This window comes from Quisquiliibacterium transsilvanicum, assembly GCF_014202215.1.
Taxonomy (GTDB): domain Bacteria; phylum Pseudomonadota; class Gammaproteobacteria; order Burkholderiales; family Burkholderiaceae_E; genus Quisquiliibacterium; species Quisquiliibacterium transsilvanicum.
Genome location: NZ_JACHGB010000007.1, coordinates 206,346 through 228,744, shown reverse-complemented (window position 1 = coordinate 228,744; position 22,399 = coordinate 206,346). Strand labels below are relative to the sequence as shown.

The 22,399-nt window shown below is 69.9% G+C and carries 24 protein-coding genes; 10 read left to right on the top strand and 14 right to left on the bottom strand.

What is annotated here, in order from left to right; translation table 11 throughout:
• Positions 1-72 precede the first annotated feature (72 nt).
• Entirely contained in the window at positions 73-2,235 is a 2,163-nt protein-coding gene (locus HNQ70_RS18040) for a malate synthase G (RefSeq protein WP_183970382.1), read from the top strand.
• Positions 2,236-2,302: 67 nt separating this feature from the next.
• Positions 2,303-2,647: an ArsR/SmtB family transcription factor gene (locus tag HNQ70_RS18035; RefSeq protein WP_183970380.1), complete on the top strand. Its 345-nt coding sequence runs from the start codon at positions 2,303-2,305 to the stop codon at positions 2,645-2,647.
• On the opposite strand, the gene HNQ70_RS18030 is transcribed toward HNQ70_RS18035, so the two are convergent.
• The 5 genes from HNQ70_RS18030 to ahpC all read right to left on the bottom strand — a co-directional run bounded on the left by HNQ70_RS18030 (position 2,623) and on the right by ahpC (position 7,038).
• Positions 2,623-3,477, bottom strand: coding sequence for a 23S rRNA (adenine(2030)-N(6))-methyltransferase RlmJ (locus HNQ70_RS18030; RefSeq protein ID WP_183970378.1), 855 nt, complete (start codon positions 3,475-3,477; stop codon positions 2,623-2,625). The two genes, HNQ70_RS18035 and HNQ70_RS18030, sit on opposite strands and share 25 nt — an antisense overlap.
• Positions 3,478-3,501: 24 nt before the next feature.
• Complete coding sequence (locus HNQ70_RS18025; protein WP_183970376.1) at positions 3,502-3,738, bottom strand: RND transporter; 237 nt, start codon at positions 3,736-3,738, stop codon at positions 3,502-3,504.
• 14 nt (positions 3,739-3,752) lie between these two features.
• Entirely contained in the window at positions 3,753-4,685 is a 933-nt protein-coding gene (locus HNQ70_RS18020; RefSeq protein WP_183970375.1) for a ZIP family metal transporter, read from the bottom strand.
• Between the two features lie 22 nt (positions 4,686-4,707).
• The gene (ahpF, locus tag HNQ70_RS18015; RefSeq protein WP_183970373.1) at positions 4,708-6,276 is read right to left on the bottom strand and encodes an alkyl hydroperoxide reductase subunit F; all 1,569 of its coding nucleotides are present in this window, start codon (positions 6,274-6,276) and stop codon (positions 4,708-4,710) included.
• Positions 6,277-6,474: 198 nt separating this feature from the next.
• Complete coding sequence (ahpC, locus tag HNQ70_RS18010) at positions 6,475-7,038, bottom strand: alkyl hydroperoxide reductase subunit C (RefSeq protein ID WP_183970371.1); 564 nt, start codon at positions 7,036-7,038, stop codon at positions 6,475-6,477.
• 189 nt (positions 7,039-7,227) lie between these two features.
• Here ahpC and HNQ70_RS18005 point away from each other — a divergent pair, with 189 nt between their 5' ends.
• The 4 genes from HNQ70_RS18005 (at position 7,228) to HNQ70_RS17990 (ending at position 10,315) form a co-directional block, all read left to right on the top strand.
• Positions 7,228-8,238 (top strand): ADYC domain-containing protein, encoded by a 1,011-nt coding sequence (locus HNQ70_RS18005; protein WP_183970369.1) that lies wholly within the window; start codon positions 7,228-7,230, stop codon positions 8,236-8,238.
• A 52-nt stretch (positions 8,239-8,290) separates the two neighbouring features.
• Positions 8,291-8,650 carry a hypothetical protein gene (locus HNQ70_RS18000; protein WP_183970367.1) on the top strand — a complete coding sequence of 120 codons (360 nt, stop codon included), beginning with the start codon at positions 8,291-8,293 and terminating at the stop codon, positions 8,648-8,650.
• A 115-nt stretch (positions 8,651-8,765) separates the two neighbouring features.
• The gene (locus HNQ70_RS17995) at positions 8,766-9,824 is read left to right on the top strand and encodes a class I SAM-dependent methyltransferase (RefSeq protein WP_183970365.1); all 1,059 of its coding nucleotides are present in this window, start codon (positions 8,766-8,768) and stop codon (positions 9,822-9,824) included.
• 86 nt (positions 9,825-9,910) lie between these two features.
• Positions 9,911-10,315 (top strand): YchJ family metal-binding protein, encoded by a 405-nt coding sequence (locus HNQ70_RS17990; protein ID WP_183970475.1) that lies wholly within the window; start codon positions 9,911-9,913, stop codon positions 10,313-10,315.
• Between the two features lie 18 nt (positions 10,316-10,333).
• Here the strand turns inward: HNQ70_RS17990 and sufT are convergent, their stop codons facing one another.
• From sufT to HNQ70_RS17950, 8 genes are all read right to left on the bottom strand, one after another.
• Positions 10,334-10,909, bottom strand: coding sequence for a putative Fe-S cluster assembly protein SufT (gene sufT, locus HNQ70_RS17985; protein ID WP_183970363.1), 576 nt, complete (start codon positions 10,907-10,909; stop codon positions 10,334-10,336).
• A 10-nt stretch (positions 10,910-10,919) separates the two neighbouring features.
• On the bottom strand, positions 10,920-11,363 hold the full coding sequence (sufU, locus tag HNQ70_RS17980; protein WP_183970361.1) for a Fe-S cluster assembly sulfur transfer protein SufU: 444 nt from the start codon (positions 11,361-11,363) through the stop codon (positions 10,920-10,922).
• Positions 11,360-12,583, bottom strand: coding sequence for a cysteine desulfurase (locus tag HNQ70_RS17975; RefSeq protein ID WP_183970359.1), 1,224 nt, complete (start codon positions 12,581-12,583; stop codon positions 11,360-11,362). The genes sufU and HNQ70_RS17975 overlap by 4 nt, the downstream gene beginning before the upstream one ends.
• Positions 12,583-13,887 (bottom strand): Fe-S cluster assembly protein SufD, encoded by a 1,305-nt coding sequence (sufD, locus tag HNQ70_RS17970; RefSeq protein WP_183970357.1) that lies wholly within the window; start codon positions 13,885-13,887, stop codon positions 12,583-12,585. The genes HNQ70_RS17975 and sufD overlap by 1 nt, the downstream gene beginning before the upstream one ends.
• Positions 13,884-14,693 carry a Fe-S cluster assembly ATPase SufC gene (gene sufC / locus HNQ70_RS17965; protein WP_183970354.1) on the bottom strand — a complete coding sequence of 270 codons (810 nt, stop codon included), beginning with the start codon at positions 14,691-14,693 and terminating at the stop codon, positions 13,884-13,886. The genes sufD and sufC overlap by 4 nt, the downstream gene beginning before the upstream one ends.
• A 32-nt stretch (positions 14,694-14,725) precedes the next feature.
• The gene (gene sufB / locus HNQ70_RS17960) at positions 14,726-16,174 is read right to left on the bottom strand and encodes a Fe-S cluster assembly protein SufB (RefSeq protein WP_183970352.1); all 1,449 of its coding nucleotides are present in this window, start codon (positions 16,172-16,174) and stop codon (positions 14,726-14,728) included.
• Between the two features lie 16 nt (positions 16,175-16,190).
• A complete protein-coding gene (locus tag HNQ70_RS17955; RefSeq protein ID WP_183970350.1) occupies positions 16,191-16,679 on the bottom strand; it encodes an SUF system Fe-S cluster assembly regulator in 489 nt (162 codons plus the stop codon).
• Between the two features lie 153 nt (positions 16,680-16,832).
• On the bottom strand, positions 16,833-17,618 hold the full coding sequence (locus tag HNQ70_RS17950; protein ID WP_183970348.1) for an enoyl-CoA hydratase/isomerase family protein: 786 nt from the start codon (positions 17,616-17,618) through the stop codon (positions 16,833-16,835).
• 200 nt (positions 17,619-17,818) lie between these two features.
• Here HNQ70_RS17950 and HNQ70_RS17945 point away from each other — a divergent pair, with 200 nt between their 5' ends.
• From HNQ70_RS17945 to HNQ70_RS17930, 4 genes are all read left to right on the top strand, one after another.
• The gene (locus HNQ70_RS17945; RefSeq protein WP_183970346.1) at positions 17,819-18,778 is read left to right on the top strand and encodes a sulfurtransferase; all 960 of its coding nucleotides are present in this window, start codon (positions 17,819-17,821) and stop codon (positions 18,776-18,778) included.
• A 6-nt stretch (positions 18,779-18,784) separates the two neighbouring features.
• The gene (locus HNQ70_RS17940) at positions 18,785-19,933 is read left to right on the top strand and encodes a YeeE/YedE family protein (RefSeq protein WP_183970344.1); all 1,149 of its coding nucleotides are present in this window, start codon (positions 18,785-18,787) and stop codon (positions 19,931-19,933) included.
• 2 nt (positions 19,934-19,935) lie between these two features.
• A complete protein-coding gene (locus tag HNQ70_RS17935; RefSeq protein ID WP_183970342.1) occupies positions 19,936-20,103 on the top strand; it encodes a hypothetical protein in 168 nt (55 codons plus the stop codon).
• A 139-nt stretch (positions 20,104-20,242) separates the two neighbouring features.
• On the top strand, positions 20,243-21,016 hold the full coding sequence (locus HNQ70_RS17930; RefSeq protein WP_183970340.1) for an SDR family NAD(P)-dependent oxidoreductase: 774 nt from the start codon (positions 20,243-20,245) through the stop codon (positions 21,014-21,016).
• 157 nt (positions 21,017-21,173) lie between these two features.
• Here HNQ70_RS17930 and HNQ70_RS17925 read toward each other — a convergent pair whose 3' ends face one another.
• Positions 21,174-22,370 carry an acetyl-CoA C-acetyltransferase gene (locus tag HNQ70_RS17925; RefSeq protein ID WP_183970338.1) on the bottom strand — a complete coding sequence of 399 codons (1,197 nt, stop codon included), beginning with the start codon at positions 22,368-22,370 and terminating at the stop codon, positions 21,174-21,176.
• Positions 22,371-22,399 lie beyond the last annotated feature (29 nt).

Sequence of the window (22,399 nt, the reverse complement as noted above, 5' to 3'; positions counted from 1 at the left end):
GCCCATGCGCCCCGGTGCCCGGACCGCGCCGTCCGCCTTCCCACGTTTCGAACCTCCACGGAGAAACGCTCCATGACCGACCGCATCGAGAAATTCGGCCTGCAGGTGGCCCGCAGCCTGCACGACATGATCGAGAACGAGGCGCTGCCCGGCACCGGCGTGTCTTCCGACCAGTTCTGGCAGGGCCTGTCCGCGCTCGTCCACGAAAAGGGCCCGAAGAACCGGGCGCTGCTGGCCAGGCGCGAGGAGATCCAGGCGAAGATCGACGGCTGGCACCGCGAGCGCCGCGTCCAGCCGTTCGACCAGGCCGCCTACACCGCCTTCCTGAAGGAGATCGGCTACCTGGTTCCCGAAGGCCCCGACTTCTCCGCCGAGACCGCCAACGTCGATGACGAGATCGCGAGCATCTGCGGCCCGCAGCTGGTGGTGCCGGTGATGAACGCCCGCTATGCGCTGAACGCAGCCAACGCCCGCTGGGGCAGCCTGTACGACGCGCTGTACGGCACCGACGCGATGGGCGACGGCCCCGAGGCCGGCGGTTACGACCCGGTGCGCGGCGCGCGCGTGATCGCCTGGGCCCGCAGGTTCCTGGACGAGACCGCACCGCTGGCCAAGGGCAGCCATGCCGACGTCAGCGCCTACCGCGTTTCGGGCGGCCGGCTGGTGGCGGACACCCCCGCAGGCGAGACCGGCCTGGCCGAGCCGGGGCAGTTCGCCGGCCACCGCGGCGACGCCGACGCCCCCTCCGGCCTGCTGATCAGACACAACCGCCTGCACCTGGAGATCCTGGTCGACCGCCGGCACTCGATCGGCGCCACCGATCCGGCCGGCGTTTCAGACGTGCTGCTGGAGGCGGCGATCACCACGATCATGGACTGCGAGGATTCGGTCGCCGCTGTCGACGCCGAGGACAAGGCGCTCGCCTACCGCAACTGGCTGGGCCTGATGCAGGGCAGCCTGGTGGAGACCGTGGCCAAGGGCAGCGGCAGCTTCCAGCGCAAGCTCAACCCGGACCGCAGCTACACCGCTCCGGACGGCGGCACGCGCACGCTCAAGGGCCGCTCGCTGATGCTGGTGCGCAACGTGGGCCACCTGATGACCAACCCGGCAGTGCTCGACCGCGACGGCGCCGAAGCCGGCGAAGGCCTGCTCGATGCGATGTGCACCGCGCTGATCTCGATGCACGACCTGCGCAAGACCGACGGCCTGCGCAACTCGGTGAAGGGCTCGATCTACGTGGTCAAGCCGAAGATGCACGGCCCGGAGGAAGTGGCTTTCGCCGATGAGATCTTCAGCCACGTGGAGAAGGCGCTCGGCCTGCCCGCCGACACCGTCAAGCTGGGCATCATGGACGAGGAGCGCCGCACCACGGTGAACCTGAAGGAGTGCATCCGCGCCGCGAAGCGCCGCGTGGCCTTCATCAACACCGGCTTCCTGGACCGCACCGGCGACGAGATCCACACCTCGATGGAGGCCGGCCCGATGGTGCGCAAGGCGGAGATGAAGGCGCAGCCGTGGATCGGCGCCTACGAGCTGGCCAACGTCGACGTCGGCCTGGCCTGCGGGCTGGCCGGCCGCGCCCAGATCGGCAAGGGCATGTGGGCGATGCCGGACCTGATGGGCGGGATGCTCGAGCAGAAGATCGGCCATCCGCAGGCCGGCGCCAACTGCGCCTGGGTGCCCAGCCCCACCGCCGCAACGCTGCACGCCACCCATTACCACAAGGTCGACGTGCTGGCCCGCCAGGCCGAGATCGCGAAGCAGGGCCGCCGCGGCAAGCTCGAGGACATCCTCACCATCCCGCTGGCGAAGGACACCAGCTGGTCCGCCGCCGAGATCACCGCCGAGCTCGAGAACAACGCCCAGGGCATCCTGGGCTACGTGGTCCGCTGGGTCGACCAGGGCGTGGGCTGCTCCAAGGTGCCCGACATCAACAACGTGGGCCTGATGGAAGATCGCGCCACCTGCCGGATCTCCTCGCAGCACATCGCCAACTGGCTGCACCACGGCGTGGTCACCCGCGACCAGGTGATGGAAGTGATGAAGCGGATGGCCGCGGTGGTGGACCGCCAGAACGAGGGCGACCCGCTGTACCGTCCGATGGCGCCGGGCTTCGACACCATCGCGTTCAAGGCGGCCTGCGACCTGGTGTTCGAGGGCACGGAGCAGCCGTCGGGCTACACCGAGCCGATCCTGCATCGCCGCCGACTGGAGCTGAAGGCCTCGCTGGCCTGAGGCCCGGCGCACGCGCTCCCCGAAGGGGCATGGCCGGACAATTCAACGCGTCTTGTATGATGACGCGATGGACAAGCGCACTGCCACTTCGGTCTTCGAATCGCTGGCGTCCGGGGTCCGCCTGGACGTCTACCGCCTTCTCGTGAAAATGGGTCCGCAGGGCATGGTCGCCGGCGAAATCGGCGCGACGCTCGGCGTGCCGCCCACCAACCTGTCCTTCCATCTGAAGGCGCTGAGCCAGGCAGGGCTGGTGTCGGCCGAACAGGAGGGGCGCTTCCAGCGCTACCGGGCCAACCTGGCGCTGATGCGCGAGCTGATCGTCTACCTCACCGAGGAGTGCTGCTCCGGCAATCCGGAGCAGTGCGCGCTGCCGGATGCAGGCTGCGCTCAGCCGGCCGATTCGAGCACGTAGCGCGCCCCGCCATCCTGCCCCAGCGCCTTGACCAGCCAGGGCAGGCTCTGCTGCAGCGACGCATGCAGCGTCCAGGGCGGATTCACGACGAACATCCCGCTGCCATGCAGGCCCAGCCCGTCCGGCGAGGGATCGCGCACCGTCAGGCTCGCATGCAGCCAGCTCACACCGCGCATCCGGGTGAGCTTGAAAGCCAGTTCGCGCGACTCGCGCCGCTGCACCTGCGGATACCAGATCGCATAGCAGCCGGTGGGAAAGCGCGTCAGCGCATCGCGCAGCGTCACGCCCACGCGCGCGTAGTCGCGCTTGTCTTCATATGATGGGTCGATCAGCACCAGCGCCCGGCGCGGCGGCGGCGGCAGCAGCGCCTTGAGCGCTGCGAAGCCGTCGTCGGCATAGACGATGGTGCGGCGCTGCGCGTCGCGGCCCGCTTCCCGGATGTTGTTGGCGAGCGCCTCGCTCTCGTTGCCGTGCAGCTCGAACAGACGCAGGCGGTCGCGGTCGCGCAGCCGCGCCAGCGCGATGAAGGGCGAACCGGGATAGCGGCGCATCCGTCCGTCGGGATTGAGCGCGCGCACCGCCTCCAGGTAGGCGGCCACTGCGGGCGGCGCGTCGGTGCGATCCCAGAGGCGGCCGATGCCCTCGGCGAACTCGCCGCGCTTGGTGGCCCACTCGCCCTCGAGCGAATAGACGCCGGCGCCCGCGTGCGTGTCGATCACCCAGAAGGGAGTTTCCTTCTGCTCGAAGTGCGCCAGCAGGTGCACCAGGATGGTGTGCTTGAGGACGTCGGCATGGTTGCCGGCGTGGAAGGCGTGACGGTAGCTGAACATGCGCTGGGCTTGGCCTTGTCGGTGTCAGGACGCGCCCCGGCCTGGCTGCTGCGCACGCATCATCCGCAGCAGCTTCAGCGCGAGCAGGAGCCAGGGCAAGGCGTGCCAGAGCAGGTCGAAAACGTCGATGGGGCGCGACAGGGTACCTGAAGCGAGCATCCGGAGCTTCTCCCACAGGTGCGGCTCCGGCAGAAAGGGCGCCAGGCCGAGGGTCAGCGCGAACACGGCGAACAGCCAGAGCGGGAACCGGTCGAGCAACATGGGGTGTCGGCCTCTCAGCCCAGCGTGGTGTCGAGCGTCATCATGATGGCGAATCCCGCCATCAGACCCAGCGTGGCCGGCGTCTGATGCCCGTTGCGATGGGTCTCGGGAATCACCTCGTGCGAGACGACGAAGATCATCGCGCCCGCCGACAGCCCCAGTCCGATCGGATAGGCCAGCGCCATGCCGCTGGACAGCCCGACGCCGACCAGCGCGCCGAGCGGCTCGAGCAGGCCGCTGGCTGCGGCGACCAGCACCGCGGTGCGGGGCGAAAGACCAGCCGCACGCAGCGCGATCGCCACGGCCAGGCCTTCCGGGATGTCCTGCAGCGCGATCGCGGTGGCCAGCGGCAGCCCCACGGAGAGGTCGCCCTGCGCGAAGCTGGTGCCGATGGCCATGCCCTCGGGCAGGTTGTGCAACGCGATCGCGAACACGAAGAGCCAGGCCCGGCCGCAGCGCTCGTGCCCCGCGCCGCAGGGGCCGGTGCTGAGGTGCTCGTGCGGAGTGAACTCGTCCAGCCCCAGCATCATCAGCACGCCCAGCGCCATGCCGAGCACCACCACCGCGGCGCCCAGCGGCTCGCTGCCGAGGATCGACGCGCCAGCCTCCAGGCCGGGAAGGATCAGCGAGAAGGCGCTGGCGGCGAGCATCATTCCGGCCGCCAGGCCGAGCATCGTGTCTTCGACGCGCTGCGGGATGCTGCGCACCACCAGGGCCGGCAGCGCGCCGAGCGCGGTTGCGACGAAACCGGCGGTGCCGCCCAGCAACGCGTATCGCACCACCGCCTGCGCGTCGCCCGAGACGATCTGCACGAGGCTCTGCACCAGCAGCGCCAGCACCCCGAGGGTGGCGGCGCCGAAGCCGAGCGCGGTCAGCGGGTGCGCGCGGACGTGCGCGCGCACCGACTCCGGCCAGCTGGGGGGCGAAGCGGTGCGCGCGGCGTCCATCGGTGCAGGATACCCCGGCGAATCAGGCGGCCACGGCTTCAGGCGCCGAGCTGCGGATCAGGTGGTCGAAGGCGGACAGCGCGGCCTTGGAGCCCTCGCCCATCGCGATCACGATCTGCTTGTACGGCACCGTCGTCGCGTCGCCCGCGGCAAACACGCCCGGCACCGAGGTCTGGCCGCGCGCATCGATCTCGATCTCGCCGCGCGGGCTCAGCGCCACCGTGCCCTTGAGCCAGTCGGTGTTGGGCAGCAGGCCGATCTGAACGAAGATCCCCTCGAGCTCGACGGCATGGCTGCTGCCGTCGGTGCGATCGGTATAGCGCAGACCGTTGACCTTCTCGCCATTGCCCATCACCTCGCTGGTCTGGGCGCTGGTGATCACCGTGACGTTGGGCAGGCTCAGCAGCTTGCGCTGCAGCACGGCGTCCGCACGCAGCTGCGAGTCGAACTCCAGCAGCGTCACGTGCGCCACCACCCCGGCCAGGTCGATCGCCGCCTCGACGCCGGAGTTGCCGCCGCCGATCACCGCCACGCGCTTGCCCTTGAACAGCGGGCCGTCGCAGTGCGGGCAGTAGGCAACGCCCTTGCCGCGGTACTCCTGCTCGCCTGGCACGTTCATCTCGCGCCAGCGCGCGCCGGTGGCGATGATCACACTGCGGGCCTGCAGGGTCGCCCCGCTCTCGAGCTGCACCTCGACCAGTTCGCCCGGCACCAGCGCCCTGGCACGCTGCAGGTTCATGATGTCCACCTCGTAGGACTTCACGTGCTGCTCGAGCGCGGCCGCCAGCTTCGGGCCTTCGGTGTGCTCGACCGAGATGAAGTTCTCGATGGCCAGCGTGTCCAGCACCTGGCCGCCGAAGCGCTCGGCCAAGACTCCGGTGCGGATGCCCTTGCGGGCGGCGTAGATCGCCGCGGCCGCGCCGGCCGGACCGCCGCCGACCACCAGCACGTCGAATGGAGCCTTGCCCGCGATGCGCGCGGCTTCGCGCTCCGCGCGGCCGCTGTCGAGCTTCGACAGAATTTCCTCGAGGTCGGTGCGGCCCTGGCCGAAGAGCTCGCCATTGCGGTAGACCGCCGGCACCGCCATGATCTTGCGCGCCTCGACTTCGTCCTGGAACAGCGCGCCGTCGATCATCGTGTGGCGGATGCGCGGATTGAGCACCGCCATCAGGTTGAGCGCCTGGACCACTTCAGGGCAGTTCTGGCAGGACAGCGAGATGTAGGTCTCGAACACGTGCTCGCCCTCGAGCCTGCGCACCTGCTCGAGCAGTTCGGCCTCGACCTTCGGCGGATGGCCGCCCACCTGCAGCAACGCGAGCACCAGCGAGGTGAACTCGTGACCCATCGGGATGCCCGCGAAGCGCACGCCCATGTCCGCGCCGACCCGGTTGATGCGGAACGAGGGCTTGCGCTCGGAGTCGGCGCGGCTCTCGACCAGCGAGACCTTGGGCGACAGCGAGGCCACGTCCTGGAGCAGCGCGAGCATCTCGCGCGACTTGTCGCTGTCGTCCAGCGAGGCGGTGATCTCGATGGGCAGCAGGATCTTCTCCATGTAGGCCTGGAGTTGATTCTTCACGGCGGCGTCAAGCATGGGGCTCTCCATTTGCAGCGGTTCTTGGGGGTTCCGAGGGATGCGCGGGTCTGGGACCCTGCGCGTCCCGGGTCGCTTTCCCGGTGGCCGGCGCAGGGCCGGCGCCCGGGAAAGCGGCTCGGGGCGGGGCCGGCCCGAGGGCTGGCCCCTGCGCCTTCAGCAGGCGCCGATCAGATCGCGGGGATCAGATCGTAGCGGTCAGATCTTGCCGACCAGGTCCAGCGACGGGGCCAGGGTGGCCTCGCCCGGGGTCCACTTGGCCGGGCACACTTCGCCCGGGTGCGAGGCGACGTACTGGGCCGCCTGGACCTTGCGCAGCAGTTCCTTGGCGTCGCGGCCGATGCCGTTGTCGTGAACCTCGCACAGCTTGATCTCGCCTTCGGGGTTGATCACGAAGGTGCCGCGCAGTGCCAGGCCCTCTTCCTCGATCATCACCTCGAAGTTGCGGGTGATCGCGCCGGTCGGGTCGGCAACCATCGGATACTTGATCTTGGTGATCGTGTCCGAGGTGTCGTGCCAGGCTTTGTGCGTGAAATGGGTGTCGGTCGACACCGAGTAGATTTCCACGCCCAGCGACTTGAAGGTGTCGTAGTGGTCGGCCAGGTCGCCGAGCTCGGTCGGGCACACGAAGGTGAAGTCGGCCGGGTAGAAGAACACCACGGACCACTTGCCCTTCAGGCTCTCGTCGGAGACCGGAACGAACTTGCCGTTGTGGAAGGCGGTGGCCTTGAAGGGCTTGACTTTGGTGTTGATCAGGGACATTTGAGCTCCTTTGTTGCGGTTGGTGCCAGTGATTCGTGCCTGGTACGGAACGAATAATAGCCACATTCTATCATGTCTGCCATTTGATTTTCTAAAAGCTATTGATAGCTTTCCGCTATTGCAGCGCAACATTGCGCAAGGGACATGGCGTCTGCCCCCTGCCACCCAGCCCCCTTCTCAGGCGGCTGCGTGAGTGCGATCCTCTGCTTCGTCATCGCTTCTTCCATCAGTCCGGCGGAAGCGCAGCTCCACCCCAGGCGGATGAACCGAGGACGCCTCGACATGCGACGCGGCGCGACTGACACCCAGAGGGCTGCGGCGCGCAAGGCGCGCGCAGAACGGCGCCGCCGCCGGACTTCGGCCCGGCGTGCCGGATGGATCGTGTGCACGCTCCTGGTCGCCGGTGGCGGCATTCCGGGCGAGGTCCAGGGCGAGTCCCAGTCAAGAGGTCGAATCGTCTCCGTGGCGGTGGAAGGAACCGCGCTGGAGGTCCGGCTCGCCAGCGGCCGGCGCCTCTCCGGAGCGGACCTGACCGGCGCCAGTCTCACCCTGGTCGCCCCGCACGGAACGGTGCCGCAGCACGTGCGCATCGATGCAGTTGCGGTGGATCCCCGCGACCCGGAGCGCGAGACCCTGCTCTACCAGATGAGCGCGGTGGATCCGCGCACCGGGCGCTCGGAGAGCCTGTGCGCGCCGAACGCACAGGGAGAGCGCTGGGTGTTTCCTCTGCAGGGGCAATGGGACCGCGAAGGCAATCGATTGACCGACCGCGGTTTCACTCTCGCCTGCGCGGACTGGGCGCTCGGGAAGTGCGTCCGGTTCGGCTACAAGCCCTGGAAGACTCGCGCGGACGGCACCAGCCTCGCCCCGTACCATCAGGCATGCGTTCGACTCGTCCGCGCCGATTACTGCGGCGGCAAGGGAACGACCCGCGACGGGATGCTGATCGACATCTACGATCGGCTTGGCATCCAGCAGCCGGACCCGGATCCGAAGACCCATGGCTTGCGGTTCGAGGCCGCCTGGGGCCCCGCAGGCGCCGTGTGCGTCGCGCATACCCGCGTGACCGAGAACATGACGCTCGATCAGCTCGCAACGGAATGCCCGCGCTTGCGCGGACACCTCGGCGAGCAGGCCTGCCTGCCGCCGAAGTACGGCGTTTACACTGGGGAGGCGCTGCTGTATAACAGTTCTCGTTAAGGTCTGCGGCGCTCGCTCAGGCCTTGACGCCTCTTTTGATGAGGAGGTTCCCATGTCAGCAACCAGGACAGTTCTCTGTCTTTCGCTGGTCGGCATCGCGCTCGCGGTCAGTTCACCGGCACGATCCGAAACGCAGGCTGCAAGCCGCGAAGCGAAGGAACCAGTGACGAACCGCATCGCGGTCAACCGCCTCGGTGCCAACAAGCTCGGTGCCAACAAGCTCGGTGCCAACAAGCTCAGTGCCAACAAGCTCAGTGCCAATCGGCTTGGTGCCAACCGGCTTGGCGCCAACAAGCTTGGCGTCAACGGATCGCAGACGGCGGCTCCCTCGGCTCCGGGTGCGCCCGCGGATGGCGCGGTCGCAGGTGTCGCGGCCGTCGTGCTCCAGGACGGAACTCGACTGACCCGCTGACGCAGACTGCCCAATTCGGGAAACGCCGTTCCGCCGCGCGCATGCGCGGCGTTTTCATTGGTGCGCTGACGGCCTGCGTTGACGGCCATCGACGACCCGCCACAGGAGCCCCCAGATGGACAAGGAACGCGCGCAGCGCTTCATGCACAAGGTGATCGGCGACGTCGCCACCACGCTGTCGGGCGCACTGGTGCTCGTCGGTGACAGCACGGGACTGTTCCGGGCGATGGCCGGCGCCGGGCCTCTGTCGGCCGACGAGGTGGCGCAGAGAAGCGGCGTGCATCCGCGCTACGCGCAGGAGTGGCTGGGGGCGATGACCTGCTCCGGCTACGTCGAGCACGACCCGGCCACGGACCGCTTCGAGCTGCCCGACGAGCATGCGATGTACCTGACCGACCCGCAGTCCGAGGCCTGGCTGCTGGGCATGTTCACCGGCCTGCCCGCGATGATGGCGATGGCGCCCAGGCTCGCCGACGCCTTCAGGTCGGGCGGCGGCGTGCCCTTCGCCGAGTTCGGCGAGGCGCTGCCGGTGGCGCTCGAGCAGATGAACCGCTCGGTCTACGAGAGCCGGCTGGTGCGCACCTGGCTGCCTGCGGTGCCCGCGGCGGTGGAGCGGCTGCAGGCGGGCGGGCGCGCCATCGACGTCGGCTGCGGCACCGGAGTGGTCCCGCTGCTGCTGGCGCGCGCGTTCCCGCAGGCCAGCATCGAGGGGCTCGACCTCGATGCCCGCTCGATCGCCATCGCGCGCTCCTACGCCGAGCGCGAAGGCCTGCAGGACCGGGTGCGCTTCGTCAACGCGTCGGCCGAGGCGCTCTCCGGGCAGCCCGGCTACGACCTGGTCACGACCTTCGACGTGGTGCACGACCTGCCCGATCCGCTGGGTGTGCTGCAGCGCATCCGCGGCGCGCTGGCCGAGGGCGGCACCTACCTGATGGTGGAGCCGAAGGTGGACGACCTGCTGGAGAAGAATCGCGAGAACCCGTTCGGACGAATGCTCTTCGCGATCAGCTGCCTGCATTGCGTGCCGCAGTCGCTGGCGCAGGGCGGCCCCGGGCTGGGCGCCTGCTGGGGCCCGACGCGCGCGCGCGAACTCGCCGCCGAGGCGGGGTTCTCGCACTTCGCGGTGCTGCCGGTGCGCAGTCCGGCGATGGCCTTCTACGAGCTGCGGGCCTGACGGGCTTGCCCGACGCCGTGCCCGACCTGCCCGACACCGTGCCCAACGTGCCCGACACCGTGCCCCGGCTGCCCGGCCTGCCCGGCATTGCGCCCCGTCCGCCAGGCACCGCGCCCTGCCCCTGCGGCAGCGGCGCCTCTTATGCGGGCTGCTGCGGCCGCTGGCACGACGGCCCTCTGCGGCTGTGCGCGCCCACCGCTCAGGCGCTGATGCGCTCGCGCTACTGTGCCTTCGTGTTCGGCCTGCGCGACTACCTGCTGCAGACCTGGCATCCGTCGACCCGGCCGGCGTCGCTGGCGCCGGACGAGCCTGGACTGCGCTGGCTAGGACTGGAACTGCGCCGCCACCAGCAGCAGGACGACGCGCACGCCACCGTGGAATTCGTGGCGCGCAGCAAGCTGGGCGGGCGCGCCCACCGGCTGCACGAAACCAGCCGCTTCGTTCGCGAGGACGGGCGCTGGTACTACCTGGACGGCGACTTCCGCGGCTGAATCACCGCCGCGCCGCCGTCACATCAGCCCCATCTCCAGCCGGGCCGCCTCGCTCATCATCTCCCGGCTCCAGGGCGGATCCCAGACCAGGTCGACCGCCACTTCGGCGACGCCGCGGATCGACTCCAGCTTCTGCTTCGCCTCGTCGGCGATCAGCGTACCCATGCCGCAGCCCGGCGCGGTCAGCGTCATCCGGACATCGAGCCTGAAGCGGCCGTCGTCCAGCGGCGTGACGTCGCACCCGTAGACCAGGCCGAGGTTGACGATGTCCACCGGGATCTCGGGGTCGTAGCAGGTGGCCAGCTGCTTCCAGGCGGCCTCCTCGATCGACTCCGCGGTCACCGGGGCGCCGTCGTCCTCGTCCTGGACCGCGGCGCCCTCGACCTCGTCCTCGAGGCCCAGCGCGTCCGCATCCTTGCCGTCGACCCGGTACAGGTTGCCTTCCACCATGATCGTGAAGGTTCCGCCGAGCCGCTGGCTGATGTAGCCGATGCGTCCCGCCTCGATCGTGGCGGGCGTGCCCCAGGGCACTGCAACTGCAGGGCAGTCGCGCTCGAAGGTGACTTCCTGGATCTCTCCGTGCCTGCCGCCCATCGCCTTTTCCTTACTCTGTCTTCGCGGTGTCCCGCACGCCGGCCAGCGCGTTGTGCAGGGTATGCCAGGCCAGCGTCGCGCACTTCACGCGCGCCGGGAACTCTCTCACGCCCGAGAAGACCTCGAGCTTGCCGAAATCGCGCCCAGCCGGCGCCGCGTCGGTGAGCATTGCGTGGAAGTCCTCGAACAGCGACTCGACCTCGTCCACGCCGAGGCCCTTGACCGCCTCGGTCATCAGCGAGGCCGACGCCGTGGAGATCGCGCAGCCATGCCCGACGAAGCTCGCGTCGGCCACCTTCCCGTCCTCGATGCGCAGGAACACGGTAAGCTGGTCGCCGCACAGCGGGTTGTGTCCGTCGGCGGAATGGTCCGCGTCCTTCATCTCGTGGAAGTTCCGGGGGCTGCGGTTGTGATCGAAGATCACTTCCTGGTAGAGCTCGCGGAGGTCGCTCATTGGACTCGTTCTCCATTGAACAGGCGCTGCGCCTTGCCGATCGCCGCCACCAGCGCATCGACGTCGCGCTCGTCGTTGTAGAGCGCGAACGAGGCGCGCGCGGTGCCGGGAATGCCGAAGCGTGTCATCACCGGCATCGCGCAGTGATGACCGGCGCGGATCGCCACGCCTTCTGCGTCCAGGATGGTGCCCAGGTCGTGCGGATGGATGCCCTGCACCGTGAACGACAGGATGCCGGCCTTGTCCGGCGCCGTGCCGTACAGGCGCACGCCCGGCAGCCGCTGCACCGCTTCGGTGGCCACCGCGAGCAGCGCGTGCTCATGCGCGGCGATGCGCTCCAGCCCGACACCCTGGACGTAATCGATCGCCGCGCCGAGCGCCACCGCGCCGGCGATGTTGGGCGTGCCCGCCTCGAAACGCGCCGGGGGCTCGGCCCAGGTGCTGCCCTCGAAGGCGACGGTGCGGATCATGTCGCCGCCGCCCTGCCAGGGCGGCATCGCCGCCAGCAGTTCGCGCCGCCCGTAGAGCGCGCCGATGCCAGTGGGCCCGTACAGCTTGTGGCCTGAGAACGCGTAGAAGTCGCAGCCGATCGCGCGCACGTCGACCCGCTGGTGCGCGACCGCCTGCGCGCCGTCGACCAGCACCAGCGCGCCAGCCTCGTGCGCCTTGCGCGTCATCTCCTCGACGGGATTGACGGTGCCCAGCGCGTTCGAGACATGCACCACCGCCACCAGCCGGGTGCGTGGCCCGAGCAGGGACTCGTAGGCGCCCGGCTCGAGCTCGCCGCTGTCAGTGATCGGCACGTGCCGCAGCACCGCGCCGGTCTGCGCGCAGAGCAGCTGCCAGGGAACGATGTTGGAGTGATGCTCCATGCCGGTGACCAGGATCTCGTCACCCGGCTTCAGGTTCGCGCGCCCCCAGCTCTGCGCCACCAGGTTGATCGCCTCGGTGGTGCCGCGGGTGAAGACGATCTCGTCGGCGCGGGCCGCGTTCAGCAGGCCGCGCACCTTCTCGCGCGCCGCCTCGTGCAGGTCGGTGGCGTGCTGCGACAGCCAGTGCACGCCACGATGGATGTTGGCGTTGGACTCGCGGTAGAAGGCGCGCTCCGCTTCGATCACCGCGTCGGGCTTGTGCGTGGTGGCGGCGTTGTCCAGGTAGACCAGCCGCCGGCCGTGCACCGGCCGCGACAGGATCGGAAAATCGGCTGCGAACGGCTTCATCAGAGCGTTTCCATCAGCGCGCCGCCGGGCAACCGGGACCGGATCGCGGCCTCGGCGCGGCGGCGCAGCGGCTCGACCTCGATGCGCGCCAGCGCCTGCGCGGCGAAGGCCCAGGTCAGCAGGTTGCGCGCATGCGCTTCGTCAATGCCGCGCGAGCGCAGGTAGAACAGGCTCTCGTCGTCGATCTGGCCGACGGTGGCGCCGTGGGCGCACTTCACGTCGTCCGCGTAGATCTCGAGTTCGGGCCGCGCATCGGCCTGCGCCTGCGGCGACAGCAGCAGGCTGTCGGTGCGCTGCTGCGCGTCGGTGCGCTGGGCGCCGGGCGCCACCACGATGCGCCCGGTGAACACGCCGCGGCCGGCGCCGTCCAGAATGCCGCGGTAGAACTCGCGGCTGGTGCCGCGCGGCTGGGCGTGATCGATGCGCGTGTGATGGTCGACGTGCCTGCGCCCGTCGACGTGGTAGAGCCCGTTGAGCAGCGCCTCGCAGCCCTCGCCGTCGAAGCGGGCGCGGATGTCGGTGCGCGACAGCCGCGCGCCGAAGGCCAGCGAATGCGAGTCGAAGCCGGCGCCGCGCGCCTGGAAGGCGTCGATCGCCGCCAGGTGCACCGCCTGCGGCGCCTCCTGCTGCAGCTTCACGTGGACGATGCGCGCATCGGCGCCCGCCAGCACCCGCGTGACCGCGGTGGTGAGCGTGGCCGCCTCGCCCTCGCCGATGTAGTGCTCGACGACGGTGGCACGGGCACCGGCTTCCGCCGACACCAGGTTGCGCACATGGCTCTCGCCGCGGCGCATGCCGCCGACGAACACCAGGTGGATGGTCTCGTCGACCGCCACGCCGCGCGCCAGGCGGATCACGGCGCCGTCGCTGGCCAGCGCAGCGTTCAGCGCCGACGGGCTCTCGCCGTCCTCGGCGCTGCCGTACAGCGCCTCGACCGCGGCCGGATCGGAGGCCAGCAGCTGAGACAGCGTGTCGACCCTTGCGCCGGCGGGCAGGCTGCCGACCGCGGACAGCGCCGGGGCATGCGCGCCGTCGACGAACACCAGCCAGTGACCGCCTTCGCCGGCGCGCAGCCGCTCGACCAGCAGTTCCGGGCGGGCCTCGGCGCCGGGCGCGAACTGCGCCTGCTCCAGGCCCGCCAGCGAGGTGTGCCGCCAGTTTTCGAGGCGGTTGGTGGGCCAGCCGGCCTGCGCGAAGCGCTCGATCGCCCGGCCGCGCAGTGACGCCAGCCAGGGCAGCGCCGCGCCCGGCAGCCCGGGGGCAACCGACGGGAACGCCGCCAGGCGAGACTGGGCCGAGCTCATCGCGCCGCTCCCCTCGCGGTGGCAGCGGCAGCGGCGGCGGCGGCGACGGCAGGCTTTCCGGCCTGGGCGTCGGTGATCCAGCCGTAACCGCGCTCCTCGAGCTCCAGCGCCAGCTCCGGCCCCCCGGAGTGCACGATGCGACCGCCGGCCAGCACATGCACGCGGTCCGGGACGATGTACTCGAGCAGGCGCTGGTAGTGGGTGATCACGATCATCGAGCGGTCCGGGCTGCGCAGCCGGTTGACGCCGTCGGCCACGACGCGCAGCGCGTCGATGTCCAGACCGGAGTCGGTCTCGTCCAGGATCGCCAGGCGCGGCTCGAGCAGCGCCATCTGCAGCACCTCGTTGCGCTTCTTCTCGCCGCCCGAGAAGCCCTCGTTGACCGCGCGGTACAGGAACTCCTCGCGCATGCCGACGGCCTTCATCTCGGCCTTCACGCGCTTGAGGAAGTCCATCGCGTCGAGCTCCGGCAGGCCGCGGTGGCGGCGCACCGCATTGACCGCGGCCTTCAGGAAATAGGCATTGGAAACCCCGGGGATCTCCACCGGGTACTGGAAGGCGAGGAACAGCCCCTCGCGGGCGCGCTCCTCGGTCGACAGCGCGAGCAGGTCGCGGCCGTCCCAGCTGACGCTGCCGCTTTCGACGGTGTAGGCGTCGCGGCCGGCGAGCACCTGCGACAGCGTGCTCTTGCCGGAGCCGTTGGGGCCCATGATCGCGTGCACCTCTCCCGAGGGCACCGAGAGGCTCAGGCCGCGCAGGATGGCCTTGCCCTCCACCGAGGCATGCAGGTCGTTGATTTCGAGCATTGAGTAGTTTCTCCTTCGAGCGGCGTGCGGCCTCAGCCGACGCTCCCCTCGAGACTGACGCCGAGGAGGTTCTGCGCTTCGACCGCGAACTCCATCGGCAATTCCTTGAAGACTTCCTTGCAGAAGCCGCTGACGATCATCGACACCGCGTCCTCGGCCGACAGGCCGCGCTGCATCGCGTAGAAGAGCTGGTCCTCGCCGATCCGCGAGGTGGTGGCCTCGTGCTCGACATGCGCGCCGGGGTGGCGCGCCTCGATGGTCGGGAAGGTGTGCGCCGCGCACTGGTCGCCGATCAGCAGCGAGTCGCACTGCGTGTAATTGCGCGCCCCGGCCGCCTTGGGCGTGATCCGCACCAGCCCGCGGAAGGTGTTGCTGCCGCGCCCGGCCGAGATGCCCTTGGAGATGATGGTGCTGCGCGTGTTGCGCCCCATGTGGATCATCTTGGTGCCGGTGTCGGCCTGCTGACGGTGGTTGGTGAGCGCCACCGAGTAGAACTCGCCCACCGAGTCGTCGCCGCGCAGGATCACGCTGGGATATTTCCAGGTGATCGCCGAGCCGGTCTCCACCTGCGTCCAGGAGATGCGCGAGCGCGCCCCCCGGCAGTCGCCGCGCTTGGTGACGAAGTTGTAGATGCCGCCGACGCCGTCCTTGTCGCCCGGGTACCAGTTCTGCACCGTGGAGTACTTGATGTTCGCGCCCTCGAGCGCCACCAGCTCCACCACCGCGGCATGCAGCTGGTTTTCGTCGCGCATCGGCGCGGTGCAGCCTTCCAGGTAGCTCACCGTGGCGCCCTCGTCGGCGACGATCAGCGTGCGCTCGAACTGACCGGTGTCGCGCGCGTTGATCCGGAAGTAGGTCGACAGCTCCATCGGGCACTTCACGCCCTTGGGAATGTAGACGAAGGAGCCGTCCGAGAACACCGCCGAGTTCAGCGCCGCGTAGTAGTTGTCGCCCTGCGGCACCACGGTGCCCAGGTACTTGCGCACCAGCTCCGGGTGTTCCTTCACGGCCTCGGAGAACGAGCAGAAGATCACCCCGTGCTCGCCGAGCTGCTTCTTGAAGGTGGTGGCCACCGACACCGAGTCGAACACCGCGTCCACCGCCACGCCCGCGAGGCGGGCACGCTCGTGCAGTGGAACGCCCAGCTTCTCGTAGGTGCGCAGAAGCTCCGGGTCGACCTCGTCGAGGCTCTTGGGGCCGTCCTTCATCCCCTTGGGCGCCGAGTAGTAGACGATGTCCTGGAAGTCGATCGGCGGATAGCTGACCGCCGCCCACTCGGGCAGCTTCATCGTCAGCCAGTGGCGGTACGCGGCCAGGCGCCAGTCGAGGAGCCATTCGGGCTCGCCCTTGCGCGCCGAGATCATCCGGATGACGTCCTCGGAGAGCCCCTTGGGGATGGTGTCGGCCGCGAGGTCCGTGACGAAGCCGGCGCTGTAGCCGCGCTCCAGGAATGACTCGATATGGTCGGTGGCTGTGCTCATGATGTACTGCTCCCTGTCATCTCGTGCGGCTGGCCTCGGCCTCCGCGGCGCGCTTGAGCGCGACCGCGCCGCTGCGCTGGGGTCCGCGCATCGGCACGGACACCGGCTCCAGCATGTCGGCCAGGCTCACCGATTCCAGCGCGCGGCGCACCACTGCGCTCACCCGCTGCCAGTTGGCCTGGACCCGGCAGCCTCCTTCGATTCCGCACAACCCGGCGTGGGCGCTGCATTCGGTCAGGCCGAAGGGCTGTTCCTCGAGCGCGTCGACGATTTCCGCCAGTGTGATCCGCTGCGGCGGCCGGCTCAGCGAGTAGCCGCCGCGCTGGCCGCGCACGCTCACCACCAGTTCGTGCCGCGCCAGGCTCTTGAGGATCTTGCTCACCGTGGCTGCGCCCAGGCCGAGGCGGCCGGCGAGTTCGCTGGCGCTGAACACCTGCCCGGGATCGCCGGCCATCTGGCTCATCACCAGGGTGCCGTAGTCTGTGAGTCTGCTGACGCGAAGCATTGGAATCGGCCCTGCTCCGGGGCGCTGCACGATCGCTGCGTCCACCGGAGAAAGAGGACAATTTTAGTCCCGTATTGATCGCCCCGCAAGCCGACGCCGGAGCCGCACCACTGGCGGCAGGGGCTTCTGCGCCGCGTAGAGGACGGCCTGGGATCAGCCGCCGAACTTCGGCGCCCGCTTCTCGCTGAAGGCCCGCACGCCCTCGCGGGCGTCCGCGGAAGCCGCGCTGGCGAGCATCATCTGGTGCTCGAGCGCCAGGTGGTCGGCCAGGTCGCGGTGCTCGGCGCCGTCGCACAGGATCTTGATCCGTGCGAAGGCACCCGCCGCGCCCGCCAGCAGCCGGTCGACCAGCGCCTGCGTGCGCTGCTCGAGCTCGGCCGCGGGACACACCGCGTTCACGATGCCCAGCCGCAGGCACTCGTCGGCTGACATGGAGTCGTTCAGCAGAAAGAGTTCCTTGGCCTTGGAGGCGCCCACCCGACGGCTGAGGAACCATGAGGCGCCCGCGTCCGGCGTGAGTCCGATCGCCGAGTAGCCAGCGCGCAGCTTCATGGTGTCGGCGGCCAGCACGATGTCGCCGCACAGCGCAAGCGCGATCCCGGCGCCGCCCAGCGGACCGTTGACCGCGGTGATCACCGGCGCCGGCATCGTGGCCAGGCGCAGCAGCGCCGGATGCAGCGGCGCCAGGATGTCGTCGATCAGGCCTGCCATGTTCTCCTGGTCGGCGACGAATTCGCCGATGTCGCCGCCCGCGCAGAAGAGGCGGCCGCGGCCCGTCAGCACCACCACGCGCGGCGCAGCGGCGACCACCGCGTCGATGGCGGCGGCCAGCGCGCGGCTCGACTCGAGCCCGACCGCGTTGGCCCGCTCGGGACGGTTCAGCGTGATCCGGCCAACGCCGTTCTCGACGCTCCACAGCACGGGGCTCTCGGCGCTCATGTGCATCACTCCTGGAATGGGTTCTGAGACCCCGCATTCTGTCATCCCGCGCCAGCGGACTCATTACAGTCGAGCCACTTTCGGCGCCGCCGATATTCCCTCCTCGAATATGCGTCCGGGTCGCAGCGCATTTGATCGACGATGTTGCGCGCCGCGCGGAAACTGCGTTGCCATCGATCACCACCTCCGCAGGACACGCCATGCGACGCTTCACCGCCTCCCTGATCCTCGCCTCGGCCCTGGGCCTTGGTCTGCCCGCCGCGTTCGCGGCGCCGCTGCTCACCCCGGCCGAACTCGCCGAGCGCGTCTCGAGCCCGGCCGTCAGGATCCTGGACATCCGCGACGGCAAGAACGAGGCTGGCAAGACGCCCTACGAGCTCGGCCACCTGCCAGGCGCGGTGCATGCGCCCTACTCGCAATGGCGCGGCACGGCGGACAACCCCGGCAAGCTGCCGGATACGGCGAAGCTTTCCGCACTGCTGCAGCGCCTCGGCCTGGACGCGAACACCGAAGTGGTGGTCGTCCATCAGGGCAAGGACGCCACCGACTTCGGCGCTGCGGCGCGCGTCTACTGGACGCTGAAGACCGCAGGCCTGTCGAAGCTGTCGATCCTCAACGGCGGCGTCCAGGCGTGGCAGGCCGCTGGGAAACCCCTCTCGACCGAGGCGCCCAGCGTGGCGCCGTCGACCTACGTCGCGAAGATCGACCCGCGGCTGGTCGCCACCCGCGCCGAGGTCGAGAAGGCGGTCGCCAGCTCCAGTTCCAGGCTGCTGGACGCGCGCCCGGCGGACTTCTTCGCCGGCGAGACCCGTCACGTCGCCGCCAAGGTGCCCGGCACCATCCAGGGCGCGACCAACGTCAGCCACGCAGTCTGGTTCGGCAAGGACGGCCGCGCGATGCTGCCCGCCGACGAGGTGCGCCGCGTGGCCCAGCGCAACGGCATCGAGACCGGCAAGGACGACACGACCACCGTCTCCTTCTGCAACACTGGCCACTGGGCGGCCACCAACTGGTTCGTGCTCTCCGAAGTGCTCGGCGACCGCAATGTGAAGATGTATCCGGAGTCGATGGTGGAGTGGTCCGCCGCCGGCCTGCCGATGGCCAACGTCCCGAACCGCCTGAAGCAGCTGCTGATCGACCTGAAACTGGCGACAAAGTAAATGAGCATGAGCGGCACGCTTTCCGCAGGCGCGCTGCCCCCGGGCGAGGGGCGCGCCGCGCGGCTGTCCGGACACGCGATCGCGATCCTCGCGGTGCTGGCGGGATGGGTGGCGGTCACCTGGCTGGCCGGCCTCAGGCAGGGACTGCTGTTCCTGATCGGCGCCGGATTCGGCGCAGTGCTCTCGGGCGCCGCCTTCGGCTTCACCACCGGCTGGCGGGTCTGGATCCGGCACCGCGACCCCACCGGGATGCTCGCGCAGTTCCTGGCGATCGGGCTGACCGCGGCGGTCGCGATCCCGCTGCTGGCCAGCCGCACCGAGCTGTCCGGCGCCGCTGCGCCGCTCTCGTGGAGCCTGGTGATCGGCGCCTTCGTGTTCGGCGCGGCGATGCAGCTGGCCGACGGCTGCGGCTCTGGCACGCTGTACAAGGCCGGACTGGGGCATCCGGTAAGCCTGGCCGTGTTCCCGTCCTTCGTGGCCGGCAGCTTCCTCGGCGCAGCGCACCTGGATGCCTGGCTCGCGCTCGGCTCGCTGCCCGCCGTGTCGCTGATCGACGCGCTCGGGCCCGCGGTCGCGCTGGCGCTCGAACTCGCGGTACTTGCCGCGATCGGGGCCCTGCTCTGGTCGCGCCGCCGCACCACGACCAGCCGCTGGACCGGCCGCGGCATCTACGTCGCGGCGGTCATCATGGCGGTGCTCGCGATCGCCAACCTGGTGGTGGCCGGCCAGCCCTGGGGCATCGTCTACGGCCTCGGGCTGTGGGGCGCGAAGATCGTCACCTGGGCGGGCTTCGACCTCTCTGCGAACGCGTTCTGGGGGCGCGATGCCCAGCAGGCGCAGATCGCGGCCTCGCTGCTCGACGACGTCACCTCGGTGACCAACCTCGGGCTGCTCGCCGGCAGCTTCCTGCTTGCCTGGCGCCGCCGCTCGGCCTGCCCCGACGTCGGCCGCATCACCGGCCGGCAGTGGCTCTGGTCGGTCGCAGCCGGCCTGGTGCTCGGCTACAGCGCGCGCCTGGCCTTCGGCTGCAACGTGGGCGCGTTCTTCTCCGGCATCTCCACGGGCAGCCTGCATGGCTGGGTCTGGTTCGCCTGCGCCTTCGCGGGCTCGCTGGTCGGCGTGCGGCTGCGCGAGCGCGTCGGCTTCAAGGGGTGAGCATGCGCAGAACCATCATCGCAGCCGCCTTCTGGATCGTCCTGCTGGGCTTCATCGCGGCCGACCGCGGGCTGTCCGCCGCGCACGACCGCTTCGCCGAGCCTCCCGCGTTCGCGCTGGGCAGCGGCAAGGTGGCGGGCGCCGGGCACTGCTCGGGCTCCACACGCTGAAACCGGGGCGTTCCCGCCCCGGAAGCGAACGAGACGCCCGCGTTCCGAAACGGATCGCGGGCGTCGCCGCGCTGGCGCCGCCCGTCCCTACAATGCTCTCCCGGCCTCGCTCGAGGCCAAGCAGACAGGAGCCTCCCACATGCCTCGCATCACCAAGCTCTCGCGCTCCGTCGCGGGCAAGGTCGTCATCGTCACCGGAGCCGGCAGCGGCATGGGGCGCGCCACCGCCTTCCTGTTCGCCGACGAGGGCGCGAAGGTCGCGGTGACCGACGTCAAGGGACAGCAGGAAGTCGCCGACACCATCAACGCCGCCGGCGCCATCGCGCACCCCTGGCAGCTGGACGTCTCCAGCCAGCAGAACGTCGAGCAGGTGATCGCCGAGGTGGCCGAGCGCTTCGGCGGCATCGACATCCTGATCAACAACGCCGGCATTTCGACGCCCGCGCCGATCGACTCCGATGGCTACGAGGCGATGTGGGCGCGCGGCCTCGACGTGCTGCTCACCGCGCACACCCGCACGGTGCGCGCCGCGCTGCCCTGGCTGCGCAAGTCGACCTCGCCGCGAATCGTCAACATCGCGTCCACCGAAGGCCTCGGCGCCACCAAGGGAATCAGCCCTTACACGGCGGCCAAGCACGGCGTGATCGGGCTGACGCGCTCGCTCGCGGTGGAACTCGGCGCCGAGGGCATCACGGTCAATTGCATCTGCCCCGGCCCGATCGACACCGCGATGACCGCGCGCATTCCGGCCGAGCAGCGCGCGAAGTATGCGCATCGCCGGGTGCCGCTGAACCGCTACGCTGACCCGGAGGAAGTGGCGCAGATGACGCTGTCGATCTCGCTGCCGGCCGCGTCCTTCCTCACCGGCGCGACCATCCCGGTCGACGGCGGCCTGACGATCCGGAACGCCTGAGCGGGACACGGCCCCGTGCCTGCGCACGGGGTCGCGCCAGCGAAGGGGTGAGCGCCTGCAGGCGCGAACGCGGGCTGCAAGCCTGACCTGCACATGCGCCCGCGCCTGCGCGCGGGCGCGCGCCCCGGAAGGCCCTCGCGCCTGCGGGCGCGAACGCTCAGGGCCGTTCGAACACCGCGGCGATGCCCTGCCCGCCCCCGATGCACATGGTCTCCAGCCCGTAGCGCGACTTGCGCCGCTCCATCTCGTGCAGCAGCGTGGCCAGGATGCGCACGCCGGTGGCGCCGATCGGGTGGCCCAGCGAGATGCCCGAGCCGTTGACGTTGAGACGGTCGGGATCGTTCCAGCCCCAGCCCTTGAGCACCGACAGCACCTGGCAGGCGAAGGCCTCGTTCAGCTCGACCAGGTCCATCTGATCGAAGGACAGGCCGGTCTTGGCGAACAGCTTCTTCACCGCCGGCACCGGGCCGATGCCCATGCAGCCGGGCTCGCAGCCGGCCACTGCCCATCCCTTGAGAAACGCCATCGGCTCGAGCCTGAGTTCCTTCAGCTTGTCCTCTGCGACGATCAGGCAGGCCGCCGCCGCGTCGTTCTGCTGGCTGGAGTTGCCGGCGGTGACGCTGCCGTCCTTCATCAGCGGACGCAGCTTGCCGAGCGACTCCATCGTGGTCTGCGCGCGAATGCCTTCGTCGCTCGCGAACTTCAGCGGATCGCCCTTCTTCTGGGGGATCTCCACCGGCACCACCTCGGCGTCGAAGCGGCCGGCCGCCCAGGCCTCGGCGGCCCGCTGATGGCTGCGCATCGCGTAGGCATCGGCGTCGGCACGCGGGATCGCGTACTGCTTCGCCAGGTTCTCCGCGGTCTCGATCATCCCGGAGATGTAGCCGAAGCGCGATTCGGGCTGCGAGCGCTCGCGGCCGCGCTCGAGGCGGTCATGCATCCGCACCGAGCCGGAGCGCGCGCCCCAGCGCATGTCGGTGGTGTAGTACTCGATGTTGCTCATGCTCTCGACGCCGCCCGCGACCACGACGTCGGCGGCGCCGCTCTGCACCATCATCGCGGCGGTGGCGATCGCCTGCAGGCCGCCGCCGCAGCGGCGGTCCAGCTGCATGCCGGGCACCTCGACCGGCAGGCCGGCCTGCAGCGCCACCCAGCGCCCGACGCACGGCGTCTCGCTGCTGGCGTAGGACTGCGCGAACACCAGGTCCTCGATGCGCCCGGGATCGATGCCGGTGCGCTCGATCAGCGCCTTGACGACGATGGCGCCCAGTTCCTCGACCGGCACCGGCCGCAGGCTGCCGCCGAAGGTGCCCACGCCGGTGCGCACCGGGCTGACGATTGCCGCTCTTCTCATTTCGATCTCCCTGTGGTTGGTATCGGTGT